Annotated in this window: 16 protein-coding genes; 4 read left to right on the forward strand and 12 right to left on the reverse strand. The window is 68.5% G+C overall.

The genetic code is table 11. From position 1 onward, the window contains the following. Positions 1-4 precede the first annotated feature (4 nt). From flhA to G5B46_RS13325, 10 genes are all read right to left on the reverse strand, one after another. Positions 5-2,122, reverse strand: a complete 2,118-nt coding sequence (flhA, locus tag G5B46_RS13280) for a flagellar biosynthesis protein FlhA (protein ID WP_165259272.1) — start codon at positions 2,120-2,122, stop codon at positions 5-7. A 142-nt stretch (positions 2,123-2,264) separates the two neighbouring features. After that, complete coding sequence (locus G5B46_RS13285) at positions 2,265-3,650, reverse strand: sigma-54 dependent transcriptional regulator (protein WP_165259274.1); 1,386 nt, start codon at positions 3,648-3,650, stop codon at positions 2,265-2,267. 92 nt (positions 3,651-3,742) lie between these two features. Continuing rightward, positions 3,743-4,075 carry a flagellar motor switch protein FliN gene (gene fliN / locus G5B46_RS13290; RefSeq protein ID WP_058346608.1) on the reverse strand — a complete coding sequence of 111 codons (333 nt, stop codon included), beginning with the start codon at positions 4,073-4,075 and terminating at the stop codon, positions 3,743-3,745. Between the two features lie 5 nt (positions 4,076-4,080). Further along, the gene (locus G5B46_RS13295) at positions 4,081-4,728 is read right to left on the reverse strand and encodes a flagellar assembly protein FliH (RefSeq protein WP_165259275.1); all 648 of its coding nucleotides are present in this window, start codon (positions 4,726-4,728) and stop codon (positions 4,081-4,083) included. Between the two features lie 10 nt (positions 4,729-4,738). After that, complete coding sequence (gene fliG, locus G5B46_RS13300; protein WP_058346610.1) at positions 4,739-5,755, reverse strand: flagellar motor switch protein FliG; 1,017 nt, start codon at positions 5,753-5,755, stop codon at positions 4,739-4,741. 4 nt (positions 5,756-5,759) lie between these two features. After that, complete coding sequence (gene fliF, locus G5B46_RS13305; protein ID WP_165259276.1) at positions 5,760-7,424, reverse strand: flagellar basal-body MS-ring/collar protein FliF; 1,665 nt, start codon at positions 7,422-7,424, stop codon at positions 5,760-5,762. Positions 7,425-7,662: 238 nt separating this feature from the next. Then, complete coding sequence (locus G5B46_RS13310; RefSeq protein WP_165259278.1) at positions 7,663-7,944, reverse strand: DUF1153 domain-containing protein; 282 nt, start codon at positions 7,942-7,944, stop codon at positions 7,663-7,665. A 168-nt stretch (positions 7,945-8,112) separates the two neighbouring features. Beyond that, entirely contained in the window at positions 8,113-9,792 is a 1,680-nt protein-coding gene (gene flgE, locus G5B46_RS13315) for a flagellar hook protein FlgE (protein ID WP_165259279.1), read from the reverse strand. Positions 9,793-9,924: 132 nt separating this feature from the next. Further along, positions 9,925-10,635 (reverse strand): flagellar hook assembly protein FlgD, encoded by a 711-nt coding sequence (locus G5B46_RS13320; protein WP_165259280.1) that lies wholly within the window; start codon positions 10,633-10,635, stop codon positions 9,925-9,927. A gap of 11 nt (positions 10,636-10,646) precedes the next feature. Continuing rightward, the gene (locus G5B46_RS13325; protein WP_165259281.1) at positions 10,647-12,290 is read right to left on the reverse strand and encodes a flagellar hook-length control protein FliK; all 1,644 of its coding nucleotides are present in this window, start codon (positions 12,288-12,290) and stop codon (positions 10,647-10,649) included. 46 nt (positions 12,291-12,336) lie between these two features. Between G5B46_RS13325 and G5B46_RS13330 the strand changes: the two genes are divergently transcribed. The 4 genes from G5B46_RS13330 to mnmA all read left to right on the forward strand — a co-directional run bounded on the left by G5B46_RS13330 (position 12,337) and on the right by mnmA (position 17,040). Continuing rightward, the gene (locus G5B46_RS13330; RefSeq protein WP_165259282.1) at positions 12,337-12,705 is read left to right on the forward strand and encodes a hypothetical protein; all 369 of its coding nucleotides are present in this window, start codon (positions 12,337-12,339) and stop codon (positions 12,703-12,705) included. Continuing rightward, positions 12,705-14,813: a flagellar hook-associated protein FlgK gene (flgK, locus tag G5B46_RS13335; protein ID WP_165259283.1), complete on the forward strand. Its 2,109-nt coding sequence runs from the start codon at positions 12,705-12,707 to the stop codon at positions 14,811-14,813. Before G5B46_RS13330 ends, flgK begins: the two co-directional genes overlap by 1 nt. Before the next feature lie 8 nt (positions 14,814-14,821). After that, positions 14,822-15,745 carry a flagellin gene (locus G5B46_RS13340; RefSeq protein WP_165259284.1) on the forward strand — a complete coding sequence of 308 codons (924 nt, stop codon included), beginning with the start codon at positions 14,822-14,824 and terminating at the stop codon, positions 15,743-15,745. A gap of 65 nt (positions 15,746-15,810) precedes the next feature. Next, the gene (gene mnmA, locus G5B46_RS13345; RefSeq protein WP_165259285.1) at positions 15,811-17,040 is read left to right on the forward strand and encodes a tRNA 2-thiouridine(34) synthase MnmA; all 1,230 of its coding nucleotides are present in this window, start codon (positions 15,811-15,813) and stop codon (positions 17,038-17,040) included. A gap of 179 nt (positions 17,041-17,219) precedes the next feature. On the opposite strand, the gene G5B46_RS13350 is transcribed toward mnmA, so the two are convergent. Together G5B46_RS13350 and G5B46_RS13355 are read right to left on the reverse strand one after the other, a co-directional pair. Then, a complete protein-coding gene (locus G5B46_RS13350; RefSeq protein ID WP_101718025.1) occupies positions 17,220-17,750 on the reverse strand; it encodes a phosphoribosyltransferase in 531 nt (176 codons plus the stop codon). 15 nt (positions 17,751-17,765) lie between these two features. Continuing rightward, positions 17,766-18,737, reverse strand: coding sequence for an MJ0042-type zinc finger domain-containing protein (locus G5B46_RS13355; protein WP_165259286.1), 972 nt, complete (start codon positions 18,735-18,737; stop codon positions 17,766-17,768). Positions 18,738-18,741: the final 4 nt, after the last annotated feature.

Consider the following 18,741-nt stretch of genomic DNA (forward strand, 5'->3'; position numbering starts at 1 on the left):
GGCCCTAGACCATCCCCACCGTCTTCAGACGGGCGCGGGGGTGGATCTCGTTCTGGCTCATCACCACGGTCTGGCCGCGGAAGCGCTCGATGATCGAACGGACGTAGGGACGGATGCCCGGGCTGGTCAGCAGCACCGGCGACTCGCCCTGCAGGGCCGCACGCTCGAAGGTGTCGCGCACCCCGCGGATGAAGTCCTGCAGGCGCGAGGGAGCCAGGGCAAGTTGCTTGTCCTCGCCGGGCCCGATCAGGGCTTCGGCGAAGGCCTGCTCCCAGTCGGCCGACAGAGTGATGATCGGCAGTGCGCCGTCGTCGCCGCGGTTGGCCCAGCACAGCTGGCGGGCCAGGCGCGCGCGCACCTGCTCGACCAGCTGGGTGACCGAGCCGGTATGCGGAGCGGCCTCGCCGATGCCTTCCAGGATCTGCGGCAGGTCGCGGATCGACACGCGCTCCTTGAGCAGGGCCTGCAGCACGCGCTGGATGGTGGCGGCGTTGACGACGCCGGGGATCAGGTCGTCGACGAGCTTCTTCTGGTTCTCCGGCAGCTCCTTCAGGAGCTTCTGCACCTCGGCGTAGGAGAGCAGGTCGGCCATGTTCTCCTTGAGGATCTCAGTCAGGTGCGTGGTCAGCACGGTGGCCGGATCCACGACCGTGTAGCCGCGGAAGGTGGCTTCCTCGCGCAGGTCGTCGGCGACCCAGGTGGCCGGCAGGCCGAAGGCGGGCTCGCGCACGTGCTCGCCGGGCAGCTCCACCTGGCCGCCGCGCGGGTCCATGGCCATCAGGTGACCCAGGCGCACTTCGCCCAGGCCAGCCTCCATCTCCTTGATGCGGATGGCGTAGCCCTGGTTGGCCAGGCGCATGTTGTCGAGGATGCGCACCGGCGGCATGACGAAGCCGAACTCGGTGGCCAGGGTCTTGCGCAGGGCGCGGATCTGGTCGGTCAGGCGACGGCCTTCCAGATCGTTGATCAGGGTCAGCAGGCCGTAGCCCAGCTCGATCTTGACGTCGTCGATGGCCAGGGCCGCGCTGATCGGCTCTTCTTCCGGCTCGGCCGGCGCGGCGGCTGCCGCGGCGGCGGCGGCCTCGGCGGCCTCCTTGGCCGGGGCGAGCTTGGCCTGCTGGGCGCGACGATAGGCCAGGAAGCCCGCGCCGACGGCCAGACCCGCGAACGGCAGCAGCGGCATGCCGGGGATCAGGGCGATGACGCCCGACGAGGCCGAGACCATGCCCAGCGCGACCGGGTTCATGGCCAGCTGCGTGGTCAGGGCCTTGTCGGCGCTGCCCTCGACGCCGGCCTTCGACACCACCAGACCGGCGGCGATCGAGATGATCAGCGCCGGGATCTGGCTGACCAGGCCGTCGCCGATGGTCATCAGGGTGTAGGTCGAGGCGGCTTCGCCGATCGGCACCTTGTGCTGCACGACGCCGATCAGGATGCCGCCGACGATGTTGATGCCGGTGATGATCAGGCCGGCGACCGCGTCGCCCTTCACGAACTTGCTGGCGCCGTCCATGGCGCCGAAGAAGGTGCTTTCCTGCTCCAGTTCCTTGCGGCGGATCTTGGCCTGGTCCTGGTCGATCAGGCCCGTCGACAGGTCGGCGTCGATGGCCATCTGCTTGCCGGGCATGGCGTCCAGGGTGAAGCGCGCGGCCACTTCGGCGATGCGGCCCGAACCCTTGGTCACGACCATGAAGTTCACCACCACCAGGATGATGAAGATGATCACGCCGATGACGAAGTTGCCCTGCATCATCAGGTTGCCGAAGGCGGCGATGACCGCGCCGGCCCCGTGGCCGCCCTCGTGACCATTGCCCAGGATCAGGCGGGTCGAGGCGATGTTCAGGCCCAGGCGGTAGAGGGTCGCGACCAGCAGGACGGTCGGGAAAGAGGTGAACTCCAGCGGCTTCTTGATCAGCACCGCCGTCATCAGGATCAGCACCGAGCCGGTCAGCGACACGGCCAGCAGGATGTCGAGCAGCGCCGGCGGCACCGGCAGGATCAGCAGGACGATGATGCCCACGACGCCGACGGCCAGGCCCATCTCGCCGCGCAGGATCCCCTCCCACAGCGACTTGGCGCTGGGGATCGAGGAAGCGGCCTTGGGGGCGGCGGCGTCAGCCATGGAAAGCCTTGCTGCTGTTTCTCGGACGTGACCGTTCCGCTTGAAGCGATTTGTGACGGCCCGCCATCTCCTTAATCGAAATTAGCCATGTTCGGCGCCGGACCGATCGTCGCGGGCGCCGAACAAATTCTACACTTGAGGTTTAGGCGGCCGCGCCGACGCCGCCCTGCGGCGGGGGCACGTTGACGCCGGCGTCGCCGTATTCCTTGAGCTTGTTGCGCAGGGTGCGGATCGAGATGCCCAGGATGTTGGCGGCGTGGGTGCGGTTGCCCAGGCAGTGCTCCAGGGTGTCGATGATCAGCGTCTGCTCCATCTCGGCCACGGTCTGGCCGACGAAGCTGCGGGTCACCGCCGCGGCGGCCACGGCTTCGGCCGCGGCCATCGAGGCGCCGCGGGCCACGGCCGCGTCGGGGGCCGGGGCCAGGGGCTGGCCGTCCGGCAGGCGGATGGCGAACTCCTCGATCTCGGCGCCGGTCGACAGCAGCACCGCGCGGTGCATGGCGTTTTCCAGCTCGCGCACGTTGCCCGGCCAGCGGTGAGCGATCAGGCGGCGCTTGGCCTCGGCCGAGATCGGCTTCAGGTCGATGCCGTTGGCGGCCGAGTACTTCTTCACGAAGTGCTCGCACAGATTGATGATGTCGCCCGGGCGCTCGCGCAGCGGCGGCAGGGCCAGGTTCACGACGTTGAGGCGATAGAGCAGGTCTTCGCGGAACACGCCTTCCTTGACCGCGTCGGCCAGGTTGCGGTTGCTCGTGGCGAGGATGCGGATGTCGACCTTGACCGGCTTGGTGCCGCCGACGCGGTCGATCTCGCGCTCCTGGATGGCGCGCAGCAGCTTGGCCTGCAGGCGCACGTCCATTTCCGAGATTTCGTCCAGCAGCAGGGTGCCTCCGTTGGCTTCCTCGAACTTGCCGATGCGGCGGGCCAGGGCGCCGGTGAAGGCCCCCTTCTCGTGGCCGAACAGCTCGCTTTCCAGCAGGTTCTCGGGGATGGCGGCGCAGTTGACGCTGATGAACGGCGCCTTGGCCCGACGCGATTTGGCGTGGACGTGGCGGGCCATCACTTCCTTACCCGAGCCGCTTTCGCCGGTGATCAGGATCGAGGCGTCCGACGGCGCAACCTGGTCGGCCAGCTTGATCACCTGCTCCATGTTCGGGTCGCGGGCGATCATCGGACGGTTGTCGTCGGTGACCGCGGCCAGGACCGCGGCGATCAGCTCGGCGTCCGGCGGCAGCGGGATGAATTCCTTGGCCCCGGCCTTGATGGCGCCGGCGGCGCGCATCGGGTCAGCGTCGACGCCGCAGGCCACGACCGGCACCCGGATGCGCTCGTTCTCGTTGGCGGCGATCAGGCCGGCGATGTCGAGACCGTAGTCGACCATCATCAGGTCGGCGCCCTGCCCGGCCCGCAGCGCGTTGGTGGCCTGCTCCGTCGTCTCGACGTGCGAGACCTTGGCCCCGGCGTTCATCGCCATCTTCACGGCGACCGAGAGCTGACCGTTCAGTTTACCAACGACCAAGAGGCGCATTGTCTTGTCTCCGGGCGGCCCTTCAGGACCGATCTTCTACTGCTTCGCCCTCTTTCAGAAGGCGCGGACTGGGTGGACGGCAAGCCTGGGCGTCAGCCCGCGGCGTCGCCGTCCTTGATGATTTCCGTCATGGTCACGCCCAGGCGCTCGTCGACGACGACGACCTCGCCCCGGGCGACCAGGCGGTTGTTGACGTAGATGTCGATCGCCTCGCCGACCTTGCGGTCGAGCTCGAGGATAGAGCCGGCCTGCAGCTGCAGCAGCTGGGCCACCGACATGTTCGAGCGGCCGAGCACGGCGGAGATGTTGACGGGAACATCGAACACCGGAGCCAGGTCGGAAGCGATCTTGTCGCTCAGTTCGACCGGGATTTCCGAGGCCAGCATGCCGCCGTTGAAATCGTTGAGGGTCAGGTCGTCGGACATGGCGGTCAGCCTTCGCTAGGAAGAAGGGGTTCGGCGTGCAGCCCTTCGGCCGCGATGGCGGCTTCCAGGGCTTGGGCGACGCGTTGCGCCGCCTCGTCGGGATTGAACTCGGCGCGGCCGTCGCCCCAGTCGAGGACGAAGGCGGCCGGCGGCTGGGCGCCGTCGGCGCGGGCCACGATCGCCGCCGGGAAGCCGATGGCCTGGGCGGTCTGCTCCAGGGCGGCCTGGGTGCGCTCGACCAGGTGCGGCGCGACGCGGACGGAAAGCTTGGGCTGGGCCTCGACCTCGCGGGCCAGGGCCAGCAGCGCCGCCGAGGCCGGCGCCTCGGGGAACTGGTCCAGGGCCGCGTCGGCGATCTTGTTGGCGCAGGCCAGAGCCAGGCGAGCGGCGTGCTCGCGGTGCTCGTGGGCGACGGCCGACAGGGTCGCCAGCGCCCCGTGCACGGCGTGGGCGATGGCGTTCATGGCCTGGGCGGCTTCCTGCTCGGCGCGGGCCACGGCCGAGCGCTCGCCTTCGGCATAGGCCTCGGCGCGCGCGGCCTCGACTTCTTCGGGCGTGAAGCTCTTCTTCACCTTGGGCGCCTCGTAGGCGATCCCGCCACGGTCGTCGAAGACCGTGTCGAAGGCGAAGCGCTGATAGGTTCCGTTGCTCATCCCGCGCGCCTCAGTAGATCAGCTCGTCGTCGCTGCCCGAACCGGCCAGCATGATCTCGCCCTTGGCGGCGAGGTCCTTGGCGATCTGGACCATGGCGACCTGGGCCTGGTCGACGTCCTTCAGACGCACCGGGCCCATGCTTTCCATATCCTCGCGCATGATCTTCGAGGCGCGTTCGGACATGTTGGAGAAGAACATCTCGCGCAGCTTGTCCGAGGCGCCCTTCAGGGCCAGGGCCAGCTGTTCCTTGCCGGTGGCGCGCAGCAGGGTCTGCACGCCGCCCGGATCCAGCTTCGACAGGTCCTCGAACACGAACATCAGGGCCCGGATGCGCTCGGCCGCCTCGCGGTTGCGCTCTTCCAGGGCGGCGATGAAGCGAGCCTCGGTCTGACGGTCGAAGTTGTTGAAGATCTCGGCCATCATCTCGTGGCTGTCGCGCTTGGAGGTGCGCGCCAGGTTCGACATGAACTCGATCCGCAGGGTCTGCTCGATCTTGTCGAGGATCTCGCGCTGCACCGGCTCCATGCGCAGCATGCGGGTGACGCATTCCAGCGCGAAGTCTTCGGGCAGGCAGGCCAGCACGCGGGCGGCGTGGTCGCTCTTCACCTTCGACAGCACGACGGCGACGGTCTGGGGGTATTCGTTCTTCAGGTAGTTGGCGAGCACCGCCTCGTTCACGTTGCCCAGCTTGTCCCACATGGTTCGACCCGCCGGACCGCGGATCTCTTCCATCAGCTGGTCGACCTTCTCGGGCGCCATGAACGACATCAGCAGGCGCTGGGTCTGCTCGTACGAGCCCATGATCGCGCCCGTCGAGCTCATGCCCGAGACGAACTCGACCAGCAGCTCTTCGACCACGCTGGCCGAAACCGTGCCCAGGCTGGCCATGGCCTGGGAGACTTCCTTGATCTCCTCGTCGTCCAGCGCTTCCCAGATCTTGGTGTGGTCTTCACCCAGGGCGAGCAGGACGATGGCGGCCTTTTCAGGCCCGGCCAGCTTGGCGATGTCTGTGACGGCGGCCTTCATCCGATCACTCCGACTCGTGCAGCCAGTTGCGCAGGATCGCGACCGACTCTTCGGGGTGCTTCTCGACGAACTCCGACACACGCTTGATCGACGAGGCCTTCACCTGGCCCTCGATCTTGGCGATGTCGATACGCTGGTCGATGTCGCTGACCGGGCCGGCGATGGCGATCGGCTCGCCCGACTGGTCGACGACAACCTGCTGGGTGGTGCCGTCCGACAGGGTGACAAGGCGCGTCACCGGCTGGTCGCCCTGGCCCAGGGCCAGCTGGATCGGATGCTGGCCGGCCGGCTGGGTCAGGCTCTTGATGAACGGACGCACGGCGAACAGCAGGATCAGCAGGGCGACGATGGCCAGGACGCCGATCTCGGCGACGCGCATCAGGTCGTTCTTGTCGAAGCCGGCCATCAGCCCGCCCTTGCCGTCCAGGCCCTGGTCCTCGGCGGTCGGGAAGCGGATGTTGGTGACCTTCACCTGGTCGCCGCGGGCGGCGTCGTAACCGATGGCGGTCTTCACCAGCTCTTCGATCTGGGCGATCTCCTCGGCGGTGCGCGGGGTGTAGGCGCCCGGCTTGCCGTCCTTGCCCGGCGCGGCGGTGACGCCGTCGACGGCCACGGCCACGGCGACCTTCTTCATCGAGCCCGGCTCGGTGACTTCGGTGCGGACCGACTCGGAGATCTCGTAGTTGGTGGTGGTCTCGTTGCTGCCCGAGTTCGAACCGACGGGCTGGAAGCCGGCCGGCTGGCCGCCGGGGATGTTCTGGGTGGCGGTGACGCCGCTGGTGTCGTCGTTGCGGGTCTCGGACTGGTTGTTGGCGCTGGTGCTTTCCGAGCGCACGACCTGGCCGTCCGGATCGAACTTCTTTTCCTGGGTGGTGATGCGGTTCAGGTCGAGGTCGGCGGTGACCGTGACGCGGGCCTTGCCGGGACCAAGGACGCCGTCGAGCATTTCCTTGACGCTCTTGGCGATGCGGGCCTCGGCCTCGGACTTGCGGTCCTGGGCCAGGCGGCCGGCCAGGCTCTCATCGCCGCCGGCCGACAGGGTCTTGCCGTGGTCGTCGATGACGTTGACGCGCTCGGGCTTCATGCCCGGGACCGAACCGGCGACCAGGTTCTGGACGGCGGCGACCATGTCCGACGACGGCTCGCGGCCGGCGGTGCCGATGGTGACGGCGGCCGACGGCTGCTCGGCGTCTTCCTCGAACAGCTGGCGCTTGGGCAGAACGAGGTGGACGCGGACGTCGCGCACGCCCTGCCAGCCGCGAATGGTGCGCTCCAGCTCGCCCTGCAGGGCGCGCTGGCGGTTCAGCTGTTGGACGAAATCGGTCTGGCCGATGGCGTTGCCGGTGTCGAAGATCTCGTAGCCGATCGAGCCCGAGGTCACGAGGCCCTTACCCGAAACCAGCAGGCGGGCGGAGTTGACCTTGTCGCGGGCGACCATGATGGTCGAGCCGTCGCCCTTGGTCTCGTACTTGATGCCGGCCTGGTCCAGCGCCTGGGTGACGGCCGAAGCTTCCTTGAGGTCGAGATTCGAATACAGCAGCTCGCTCGGCTGCTTGCCCAGCATCATCACAACCGCGGCCAGCACGGCGATGGAGCCGACGGCGACGCCCGCCAGGGCGGCCAGTCGACCGACGCCGAACCTCTGAATCGCGCTCAGGAATTTATCCACTGGGCCTGTCCCTCAAACTGCGTCCGAACGGGGCGCAAACGAGACGGATGGAAATCCGCCGTCGCTAGGCAGGATTTACCCAGTCGATGGTTAACGACGGCTTTAGATTTGGGGCCGGATCCCGGCTCCATAGGCGCCAAATGGTCGCGGCCGCGCCCCAGGGGGCGCGGCCGCTGAACAGACCGTTCGGGCGCTTTGCGGAGCATAACTCCTCGCGCCCTTTCAGTTTTTCCGCCGTTTAGCGGTACTGCTGAAGCCGGGTGGTCCGCAGACCCGCCATCCCGTGACGATCGATCGACTGCTGCCAGGCGAGGAATTCCTCGTTGGTCAGCTTGTAACGATCGCACGCCTCGTCGAGCGAGAGGAGCCCACCGCGGACGGCGGCCACCACCTCGGCCTTACGCCGGATCACCCAACGCTGGGTTTCCGGGGGCGGAAGATCCGACAGGGTCAGAGGCGCACCGGTCGGACCGATGACGTACTTTTCACCCCGGCTGTTCGTGCGCTGCTGCTGCAACATGGCTTTACGCCTTTCCCACAACCATCACTGTTGACGAGGAATATAGGCGCCGGGGAATAACGACGGCTTAATTCCGGTAGTAAAGAAAGACCTAAACAAGGGACTTCCTCCAGCCATCAGAGTGTATCGATGTGACACACTCTGATTAAGACAAGTTAATACCTATGATCAACGCTTAATGCTCAGAAGTTCTTCCAGCATCTGATCGGCGGTAGTGATGATTTTCGACGAGGCCGAGTACGCGCGTTGCGTAGTGATCAGGCCGGTGAATTCAGTCGACAGGTCGACAGTCGAAGCTTCCAGCGTCGAAGGGGCCAGAGAACCTGCACCGCCCTGGCCCGGGGTCTTCAGGCTGTAGGTGCCGCTCTCGTTGGTGACGCGGTAAGCGTTGCCATTGACGCCCTTCAGGCCGTTGGGATTCGAGAAGGTCGCGATGGCCACCTGGGCGATCCGGCGAGTCACCCCGTTGTCGAAGATGGCCGAGACGTAGCCGTCTTCATCCACCTCGATGTTGGTCAGGTTGCCGAACGCGGTGCCGTTGGTGTTCACCGACTGCACGACCGACTGGCTGTTGTACTGGGTCAGGCCGCCGGCGGCGTTGGCCAGGTCGATCTGGATGTCCTGGGAATCGATGCCCAGACCATCGGCCCAGCGCGGACCCGTGCCGGTGGCGGTGGGGTCCGAAGCGCCGATGTGGATCGCCGTCGGGTTGACGCCGCCGAACAGGTTGCCGACCGAGGCCAGCTTGCCGTCCGTGGTGAAGGTGATCTTGCCCGAGCTGATCAGGCCGTTGGTGTTGTTGTCCAGGTCGCCCGGCTTGGCGCGCAGTTCGGCGAACCACTCGTTCGGGCCAGGGCCCTTGAGCAGCGACAGGGTGACGGTGCGCTGGCCGCCCTTGGAGTCCGAGACCGGGATCTGGATCTCGAAGTCCGGCTTGACGCCGGTGGTCGGATCCTCGGCGTAGTCCGACATCGAGCGGGTGGTCGGGTCGTAGGCGCCGGCGTTCACCGCGTCGGCCTTGGTGTTCAGGCCCAGGGCCGCGAACGACACCGTGGCGCCGCCGCCGGCGTTGATCGAGCCGGCCGGACCGGCCGCGCCGGTCGGGGTGTAGCTGGTCAGGGCGCCCGTGGTCGGGTCGAACGCGGCCGTGCCGGTGTCGACGACGACGCCCGCGCGGCGGACCTCGACCTGATACTCGTTACCGTTGCCCGTCGGGCTGTAGCGGACGGCGTAGTCGGCCGTGACGGCGTTCGAGTCGGCGACGCCGGTCTTGGTCGACAGCGCGTTGGCGGCGGCCGAGACGGCCTGTTCCGAACGCAGGTTGGCGTTGACGCCGACGCGGGTGGTCTTCTCGGCGGTGCCGCCGACGCTGCCCACGTTGATCGACGACAGCTGGGTCAGGTCCGACGGGTCGGGCGTGATGGCGCCGGTCACGGGATCGGCCAGCCAGCCCTGCAGGTACAGGCCGGCGTCGTTCTTCAGGTAGCCCAGGTTGTCCAGCTGGAACGAACCGGCGCGGGTGAACGAGCGGGTGTCGGTGGCAGTCAGGCCTTCCGGCTTCTCGGTGGCGACGAAGAAGCCCGAGCCGGCGATCGACAGGTCAAGGCTCGAGGTCGTCGACTGGGTCAGGCCCTGCTGGCTGATGAACTGGTGCGTCAGCGACTTCACGCCGCCGGCGCTGTAGGTGTTGTTCTTGCTCTGCGAGGTGACCAGGGTCGAGAAGTTCGCCGAGGAGCGCTTGTAACCGACGGTGTTGACGTTGGCGATGTTGTCCGAGATCGCGGCCAGGGCCGACGAGTTGGCGACCAGACCGGAGACGCCCGAGAGCATGGCGCTGTTGATGGACATGACTGAAATCCTGCTCGTGAGGTTTGTTTGGCGGGGTTCAGCGCAGTTTGCGTTTGGGTCCCAGGTCGGCCGTCTGGCTCGGTGGGGGACCGCGTCGGCGTCATTCTGACGCCCGGTTCATTCCTTGGAGGCTTAAGCGGCCTCGGCTTCGGTTTCCGGGGTCTTGTCCGGAGGATTGGTGACGCCGATCACCTGGCTGATCGGCACCTTGACGCCGTCGATGGTGACCATGTTCTGGCCGCTCTCGCTGGTCACCGCGGTCACGATGCCTTCGATGCGGCCCTTGGAGGTGGTGGCGATCTTCGTGCCTTCGCCGTCGACGGCGGTGACGCGCAGGGTGTAGGCGGCGCCGTTGGGCTGCTGGACGCCGCTGGTGCTGTCCTTGCCGTCCCACTCGAAGGTGTGGTCGCCCTTGCTCATGTCGTCGGGCAGCTTGGTGGCGACCACGTTGCCGTACTTGTCGAGCACCTCGATCTTCACCGAGGTGGCGTTGCGGCCGATGGTGTAGCTCCAGTTGGCCTTGCCGTCCTTGAGCACCGAGGTGTCGGTCTCGGCCGTGGCCTGCTTGCCCATCATGTTGACCGCGTCGGCGATGCCGCCGTCGTTCATGCCGACCAGGGCCGCCAGCAGGTCGTTGGTGACCAGTTGCTGCTCGACGCCCGTCATCTGGACGATCTGGCCGGTGAAGGCGTTGGAATCCATCGGCGACAACGGATCCTGGTTCTTCATCTGCGTGGTCAGCAGCTTGAGGAAGGTCTCTTCGCTGCTCGCCAGCTGGTTCCTCGAGTTGTTGATCTTGTCGATCACCGAGGTGCTGCCGGACGTCGCGGTCGTGGTGGCCATGACGCTTGCTCCTAGATCTTGACGTCGACGCCGTCGGATTCCGCGAGGCGGTAACCCGGGATCAGCGACGCAGCCGAAAGGGTGGGAATGTCTTCGGCCATGGCGCCCGCGAAGGCGCGGCCAGCGAAGGCGCGGCGACCGTGGTCGCCGCCCTGGAAGTCGAAGAAGGCGTTCTGCTGCTGCCCCTGGCCGCCGTTGCCGCCCTGGCTCGACACATCGAACTTCAGGGCGTTGTCGGCGACGTCGAAGCCGGCCTGGCTCAGCGCCTGGCGCAGCTCGCCGGCGCGGTGGCGCAGATCTGCGGCGGCCTGCGGGTTCTCGAAGGCCATGACGGCCGTCAGCTTGCCCTCGGCGCCGATGCGCACCTGCACGTCGACCTTGCCCATGCCTTCCGGCGTCAGGACGATGTCGAAGCGGGTGGTCTTGGCCTCGAGCTTCTTGGCGATCTCGGCCGACAGGGCCGCGACGGTCTCGGGCGAGCCGCGCACGATGGTCTCGGCGGGCGCCTGGGCGGTCGCGGCGGCCTGGGTCTGGACGGTCGGGGCGAAGGTCGCCTCGGCCTTGGGCGCGGCGGCGTCGACCGGCGCGGCGTCGGCAGCCATCTGAGCGAAGGCGTCGCCCCCCTGCGAACCGCTGTCGCTGTTGGTGGCGGCGTCGTGGGCGGCCTGATCGGCGGCGACGGCATGAGCCGTGACGACAGCCTCGCCCTTGGCCGCGACCTCGACCTTGCCGGCCTTCGGCGCGGGGGCCTGGACGGTCTCGGCGGGCTTGGCGGTTTCGGCGGCGGCGGCCTGGGCCTCGACCGGCGCGGCGACCTCGGCGGTGTCGACCGGAGCCGCGGCGGCCGTGGTCGCGGCGGCGGCGTCGGCGGGAAGCTGCACGGCCTTGAGGCTGGCGATCTCGTCGCCCAGCGAAGCAGCGGCCGGCTGGGCGGCGTCGGCGGCGGCCTTGGCCTGGGGCTGGGCCTGAGGCTGCGACTGAGCCTGGGCTTGGGCCGGGGCGGCCGCGGGCGTCTCGGCGGCCGGAGCCTGCGGCTGGGCGGCGGCCAGCTTGGTCAGGTCGACGGCGGGAACTTCGGCCGCGGCGTCGGCGGCGGCCGGCAGGACGGCCTCGGCGTCGACCTGCGGCGCGGCCGCATCGGCCACCAGGTCGGCGGCGGCCTGCACGGTCTGGGCGGCGGCGGCGACCGGGGTCGCGCCGGTCAGCTTGGCCGCGTCGGAAACGGTTTCGGCCACGTCGCCCACCAGGTCGGCGGCCTTGGCCAGCAGATCGCTCGACCCGGCGGCCGGGACCGAAGCCTCGGCGGCGGCGGCCAGGGCCTCGCCATCGATAGCTTGGCCAGCGGCGGGCTGCTGCTGTTGTTGCGTGCTCATGGCGGCGACCACGGCCGCGCCGGCCTGGGCGGCGGCGGCGTCCTGACCGGCGGCCGCGTCGACCGACTTGCGGTCATCGGCCTTGCGGTCGGCCGTCGGCTTGGCCGCGGCCTTGCCGCCGGCGGCGGGACGAGCGCTCGGCTGGTCCTTCGTCGCGTCTTCGCTCGCACCCTTGGCGGCCAGCAGCGCACCGAAGACGTCGCCCGCGCCGGAGGCGTCGGACGCGCCGGCGGCGCCCTGGGCGGGCGTCGGGAGCGGAAGAGAGGCGGCGATCGCGGTCATGCGGGTCGGTACGCTCGGCTGGACGACGGCTCGGATGGAGCACGCCTTGATCCGCCGTCCTCTGAGCAATCGCCGGGCCAACCCGGAAATTTCTTTCAAGTCATTGATTCAAAAGGTTTTAATCTCTGATTTACCCTTTGATTTCGGCAGGTTGCGGCGGTTTTTGCCGAGCGGAAACGGAAAGAATGACCCGTCCTTTGCCGCGTCGGCGCGTCGCAGCCGGGGAACGGCCCGGGTTGGCGCCATCCTTGCGCTCCCCTCCTCGTCGTCCGCACGGCGCATGGAACCCAACGCCTTGTATTTCAACGGTTTGCACAACGGAAACGAGACGCTCTCGACGCCGACCCGGCAAGTTTCGCCGGGCAAGGTCGCGTCGCGTGGTTCGTGCTTTGCCGAGCGGACAGGAGATCGCTGATGTCGCTGAACACCATCCTGAACACCGCGACGTCGGGGATGATGGCAGCCCAGACGGGCATGCGCGTCGTTTCCGACAACATCGCCAACGTCAACACCGCCGGCTACGTTCGCAAGACGGTCAGCCAGTCCAACCTCGTGTCGAACGGCATGGGCGTGGGCGTCAACATCGACGCGATCAAGCGCGCGACCGACCGCTTCCTGCAGTCGGCCAGCCTGAACGCCGCGTCGGACGCCGGTCGCGCCTCGGCCCTCTCGAGCGCGCTGGACAACGCTCAGGAGCTGTTCGGCGACCCCAGCGCCAAGACCAACTTCTTCTCGATGCTCGACGACGTGTTCAGCGCCTTCTCGCAGGCCGCCGACGAGCCGTCCTCGTCGCTGCTGCGCGCCCAGGCCCTGACCAAGGTCGAGGATTTCCTGGGTGAAAGCAGCCGCGTCACCGCCGGCCTGTCCAGCCTGGGCAAGGACGCCGACACCAAGATCTCGGCCGACGTCGACCGCGTGAACGTGCTGCTCAAGCAGATCGACGAACTGAACGCCGACATCACCCGCGCCAAGACCACCGGCGTCGACGCCACCGGGTCGGAGAACATCCAGAGCGGCCTGATCGACGAGCTGTCGTCGCTGATGAACGTGCAGGTCAGCCAGCGCGCCAACGGCGGCGTGCTGATCCGCTCGACCGAGGGCATGAGCCTGGCCGGCGAAGGCGCGGCCGTGATCAAGTACGAGCAGTCGCCCACCGCCAACGGCTTCCTGACCGTCACCTCGGCCAACAGCGGCGGCCAGGCCAGCCCGCTCTATATCAGCAGCGGCGAGATCAAGGGCCTGCTCGAGCTGCGCAACACCGAGCTGCCGGCCCTGTCCGACCAGCTGGGCGAGTTCGTCACCCGCGCCACCGAAGAACTGAACCGCGCCTCGAACGCCAACTCGTCGGTCCCCGCCCCGGCCAGCATGACCGGCCGCGACACGGGCCTGGACGCGACCACCGCCCTCACCGGCTTCACCGGCAAGACCACCATCGCCCTGACCAACTCGGCCGGCGTCATCCAGCGCCGCATCGAGGTGGACTTCAGCGCCGGTTCGATGACGGTCGACGGCGTCGCCGGCCCGGCCTTCACCCCGGCCAACTTCCTGACCCAGCTGAACAGCGCCCTGAGCGCCGACGGCCAGGCCTCGTTCTCGAACGGCGCGCTCAGCCTGTCGGCCAACGGCGGCCTGGGCGTGGCCATCGCCGACGACCCGACCAACCCGTCGACCAAGGCCGGCAAGGGCTTCAGCCACTTCTTCGGCATGAACGACGTCGTCCGCCAGACGGGCTATTCGCCCTACGAGACGGGCATGACCACGGCCTCGCAGCACGGCTTCACGCCGGGCGAGGAGATCACCCTGCGGCTGACCGACATCGAGGGCGGCCGCATCCGCGACGTGAAGGTCACTGTGCCGGCCGGCGGCACCATGCAGGACATGCTGAACGCCCTGAACTCGCGCAGCGACGGCGCGGGCCAGTACGGAACCTTCGCGCTCGACTCCAAGGGCGCGCTGAGCTTCAGCTCCAACAGCGCCTCGCCGGTGACCCTGTCGGTGGTCGAGGACGGCACCCAGCGCGGCGTCGGCGGCCCTTCGCTGAGCCAGTTGTTCGGCCTGGGCCCGTCCGAGCGCAGCACGCGCGCTTCGGGCTACACCGTCGATGCGGCGATGAACGGCAACCCCAGCCGCCTGCCCTTCGCCAAGCTGGACCTGACCGCCGCGGCCGGGACCCCGGCCCTGGCCGTCGGCGACGCCCGCGGGGCCCTGGCCCTGGCCAAGGCCGGCGACAGTTCGGTCAACTTCTCGTCCGCCGGCGGCGTCGGCGCGGCCACCAGCAGCGTGCTGCGCTACGGCGCCGACTTCGCCGGCTCGATCGCCCGCAAGGCGGCCGCCGCGGAGTCCAAGAAGGACGCCACCGCTTCCGTGAAAGTCGAGGTCGACACCCAGCGCCAGTCGCACGAGGGCGTCAATCTCGACGAAGAGCTCATCAATCTGACGACGTACCAGCAGGCGTTCAACGCCTCGGCCCGCCTGATCCAGGCGACCAAGGACATGTACGACGTCCTCGTGAACATCATCTGAGGTCCGCCATGACCCGTGTCTCCACCTCCGGCAACTACGGCGTGATGACGTCGAACCTGATGCTGGCGCAGGTGCGCCAGAACCAGATCGGCGAACAGGTCTCCAGCCAGAAGGTCGCCAGCGACCTGAAGGGCTACGCCAAGAACGCCGAAATGCTGACGGCGATGAAAAGCGCCCAGGCCAAGATCGACGGCTTCCTCGACCAGACAAAGCTCGTCTCCAACCGGCTGGAGATGCAGGACATGGGCATCGAGCGCCTGGCCAACTCGGCCACCAGCGCCCGCGAGGCGATCGCCAACGCCCTGGCCGCCGGCAACGCCACCACCCTGATGCAGCAACTGCAGAACGCCTTCGGCGACGCGGTTCAGGGCCTCAACACCAAGTCCAACGGCCAGTACGTGTTCTCGGGCGCCAGGAACGACACGGCGACCACCACGGCCACCAGCATGGCCGACCTGACGGCCGCGCCGAGCACGGCCTCGCTGTTCCAGAACGACCAGTACATCACGACCAACCGCATCGACGAGTCGACCACGGTCTCGACCGGCGTGCTGGGCGACGCCCTGGGCACCGACCTGTTCGACGCCTTCAAGCAGGTGCAGGCCTATGTCGACGCCAACGGCCCGTTCACCGGCAACCTGACCGACGCCCAGTCGACCTTCCTCAAGGGCCTGCTGCCGGCCTTCGACGACGCCCACAAGGACCTGGTCACCGCCCAGGGCAAGAACGGCCTGAACCAGAAGCGCTTCGATGACGCCCAGGTGTCGCTGCAGGACCAGTCCGACAGCCTGACGGTGATGATCGGCGGCGTCGTCGACGTCGACATGGCCGAGGCCGTCACCCGCCTGCAGGCCGCCCAGCTGGCCGTCCAGGCCTCGGCTCAGGTGTTCTCTTCGCTCCAGGCCTCGTCGCTGCTGAACGTGCTGAAATAGGCCGCAAGCAGGCTGCGGCGCTGCTCCACCTCGCAAAATCGGGGTCGAGGCTCTAAATAGCGCCGATGGACGCCGACCTCGCCCGTTTCGACCCCGCCCACGCCCCCGTTCCGGAGGGCGACGCCCTCATCGCGCGCGCCGCCCAGGCCGCCAAGCAGGCCGTCGGCCTGCCCGAGGGCACGCGGATCGTCGCGGCCATGTCCGGCGGCGTCGATTCCACCGTCACCGCCGCTCTGCTGGCCCATGCCGGCTACGACGTGGTGGGCGTGACGCTGCAGCTCTACGACCACGGCGCGGCGATCTCCAAGAAGGGCGCCTGCTGCGCGGGCCAGGACATCATGGACGCCCGCATGGCGGCCGAGCGCATCGGCATCCCGCACTACGTGCTGGACTATGAAAGCCGCTTCAAGGAGCAGGTCATCGAGGAGTTCGCCGACGCCTACCTGCGCGGCGAAACCCCGATCCCCTGCGTGCGCTGCAACCAGACCGTCAAGTTCCGCGACCTGCTGGACGTGGCCCGCGACCTGGGCGCCGAGGCGATGGCGACCGGCCACTACGTGCAACGCGGCTTTGTCGGCGGCGGCAACCGCCCGCAGCTTCGCCGCGCGGCCGACCCGGCCAAGGACCAGTCCTATTTCCTGTTCGCCACCACGCGTGAGCAGCTCGACTTCCTGCGCTTCCCGCTGGGCGGCTTCTCCAAGCCCGAGGTGCGCGCCGTCGCCGCGGCGCTGGGCCTGTCGGTGGCCGACAAGCCCGACAGCCAGGACATCTGCTTCGTGCCCGAGGGCAAGTACACCACGGTGATCGACCGCATCCGCCCGCAAGGCGCGGAAGCCGGCGACATCGTGCACCTGGACGGCAAGGTGCTGGGCCGCCACGAGGGCGTCACCCGCTACACCATCGGCCAGCGCCGGGGCCTCAATGTCGGCGGCGGCACCGGCGAGCCGCTGTTCGTCGTGCGCATCGACGCCGACAAGCGCCACGTCGTGGTCGGCCCGCGCGAGGCGCTGCTGACCAAGTCGCTGACGCTGAAGGAAGACAACTGGCTGGGCGGCGAGGACGACGTGATCGCTGCGGCCAAGGCCAATGCGCCGGTCCTGGCCCGCGTGCGCTCGACCCGCGAGCCGGTGCCCGGCCGCCTGACGCTGGAAGACGGCGGCGTGCGCCTGGTGTTCGACGTCCTGGAAGAAGGCGTGGCCCCCGGCCAGGCCTGCGTGCTCTACGACCCCGCCGATCCGGAACGCGTCCTCGGCGGCGGCTTCATCGCGACCACCCAGAGGGCGATGGATCAATAGCGTCCCTCTCCCCTTGCGGGAGAGGGTGGCCTCCCGGAGGGATCGGGTGAGGGGGCGCACCAACAGAAACGCCGCGGCGGCTTTTCAGCTGTCGCGGCGTTTTGCGTCTGAGAAACCCCTCATCCGTCGGCTTAGCCGACACCTTCTCCCGCAGGGGGAGAAAGATCAGGCCTCAAAACTTAATCCAGCGCGCCGATGTACGGCAGGCCGCGACTCTTGCCTTCGTCGTCGAGGCCGTAGCCGACGAGGTAGCGGGCCGGGGCTTCCCAGGCCACGAAGTCGGGCTCCATGCCGCGCGAGGTCGGCCAGGGCTTGCGGGCGAAGACGGCGGTCAGCACTTCGCTGGCGCCGGCGTCCTTGACCAGGCGCGCGGCTTCCGACAGCGACAGGCCGGTGTCGAACACGTCGTCGACGACCAGGGCGCGGCGGCCGACCAGCGGGCGCTGCAGGTCAGCGCGCACTTCGCAACGGCCGGTGCTCTTGCGCTCGTCATGGTACGAGGCCAGCCACAGGGCGTCGAAGCGGACGTTGCGACCGGCCTTCCACAGGGCGCGGGTCAGGTCGGCGGCGAACCACAGGCCGCCGGTCAGCAGGCAGACGGCGACGGTGTCGTCGTCGATGCGCGGGGCGATCTGGCGGGCCAGGGCTTCCACCCGCTCGGCGATTTCTTGCTCGGAAATGAGCACTTCGGGGCGGTGGAGCTCGGTCATGTCAGGGGATCTTGGTCAATGATGGTCGGCGGGGGCCGGTTCGGCCGCTCCGGTCTCATGTCCAGGGGCGTCATGTCCAGCCCCTTCCGCCGCGGAATCGGCCCCATGGGCCTCCTGCGCGGCATGATCCGTCGTCGGCGTGTCCTGGGCGCCGCGCAGTTCGGGCTCGCCGTGGCCGGCCTTGGCCGGACCAAGGCCGGTCTTCACCGCATGGGCCGCGCCCTTCTCGACGGCGAATCCGACCTCCAGCACCTGGGCGCTGGACGGCGGGTCCAGCAGGGTGACCGAGAAGTGGCGGGTCTGGCCCGGCGGGATGACCGGATCGGCGGCGGCGGCCAGCTGGCCCGACACGCGCTTCTGACCCTTGTTGAGCAGAGCGATGCGCAGCGGCGGGGCCGAAACAGGCTTGTCGGTGATGTTGCGGATCACGCCCGTGACGGTCAGGGCGGCGCGGCCGTCCACCATCGAGGGCTCGGCCCGGATGCTGCTTTCCTCGACGATCAGGCCCACGGTGTTGATCGGCTTGCCGATCATGGCGTAGGCGCCGGCCGTGCCGGGCATCAGCTTGCCGATGTTCAGGTTGAAGACCCAGGCGCAGCCCAGCACCAGCACCACGAAGGCGGCCATCGAGGCCCAGACGATGCCGGTGGTCTTGGCTTCCTTCAGGCGGCGCTCGGCGTCGGCGCGGGCGCGGAAGACCTTGGGCAGCTCCTCGCCCGGCAGGGCGCTGACCGGCGGTTCCGGCTCGGGCTCGTCGTCCAGGGCGTGCAGCGGGTCGAGCGCGGCCGAGACGGCGGCGTCGTTGGCCGCGCCGGAGGACGCCCCCGCGGCTTGCGGCGCGTCGAACAGGTCTTCGTCGGCGGCGGTTTCGTTACGCGCGGTCCAGCGCGCGCCGCACGAGGCGCAGCGCACAACACGGCCGGCCGAACCGACCTTGGCGTCGTCGACGAAATAGCGGCTGGCGCACTCCGGACAGGTCAGTATCATGGCC

This window comes from Caulobacter sp. 602-2, assembly GCF_011043625.1.
Classification (GTDB): domain Bacteria; phylum Pseudomonadota; class Alphaproteobacteria; order Caulobacterales; family Caulobacteraceae; genus Caulobacter.

What these genes read in the sequence shown, in the direction of transcription:
- flgK (WP_165259283.1), top strand. Translation starts at nt 12,705, where the DNA reads ATGTCGCTGAACACCATCCTGAACACCGCGACGTCGGGGATGATGGCA.
- G5B46_RS13285 (WP_165259274.1), bottom strand. Translation starts at nt 3,650, where the DNA reads ATGCGCCTCTTGGTCGTTGGTAAACTGAACGGTCAGCTCTCGGTCGCC.
- flgE (WP_165259279.1), bottom strand. Translation starts at nt 9,792, where the DNA reads ATGTCCATCAACAGCGCCATGCTCTCGGGCGTCTCCGGTCTGGTCGCC.
- fliN (WP_058346608.1), bottom strand. Translation starts at nt 4,075, where the DNA reads ATGTCCGACGACCTGACCCTCAACGATTTCAACGGCGGCATGCTGGCC.
- mnmA (WP_165259285.1), top strand. Translation starts at nt 15,811, where the DNA reads ATGGACGCCGACCTCGCCCGTTTCGACCCCGCCCACGCCCCCGTTCCG.
- G5B46_RS13355 (WP_165259286.1), bottom strand. Translation starts at nt 18,737, where the DNA reads ATGATACTGACCTGTCCGGAGTGCGCCAGCCGCTATTTCGTCGACGAC.
- G5B46_RS13320 (WP_165259280.1), bottom strand. Translation starts at nt 10,635, where the DNA reads ATGGCCACCACGACCGCGACGTCCGGCAGCACCTCGGTGATCGACAAG.
- G5B46_RS13340 (WP_165259284.1), top strand. Translation starts at nt 14,822, where the DNA reads ATGACCCGTGTCTCCACCTCCGGCAACTACGGCGTGATGACGTCGAAC.
- G5B46_RS13295 (WP_165259275.1), bottom strand. Translation starts at nt 4,728, where the DNA reads ATGAGCAACGGAACCTATCAGCGCTTCGCCTTCGACACGGTCTTCGAC.
- G5B46_RS13310 (WP_165259278.1), bottom strand. Translation starts at nt 7,944, where the DNA reads ATGTTGCAGCAGCAGCGCACGAACAGCCGGGGTGAAAAGTACGTCATC.
- fliG (WP_058346610.1), bottom strand. Translation starts at nt 5,755, where the DNA reads ATGAAGGCCGCCGTCACAGACATCGCCAAGCTGGCCGGGCCTGAAAAG.
- flhA (WP_165259272.1), bottom strand. Translation starts at nt 2,122, where the DNA reads ATGGCTGACGCCGCCGCCCCCAAGGCCGCTTCCTCGATCCCCAGCGCC.
- G5B46_RS13350 (WP_101718025.1), bottom strand. Translation starts at nt 17,750, where the DNA reads ATGACCGAGCTCCACCGCCCCGAAGTGCTCATTTCCGAGCAAGAAATC.
- G5B46_RS13325 (WP_165259281.1), bottom strand. Translation starts at nt 12,290, where the DNA reads ATGACCGCGATCGCCGCCTCTCTTCCGCTCCCGACGCCCGCCCAGGGC.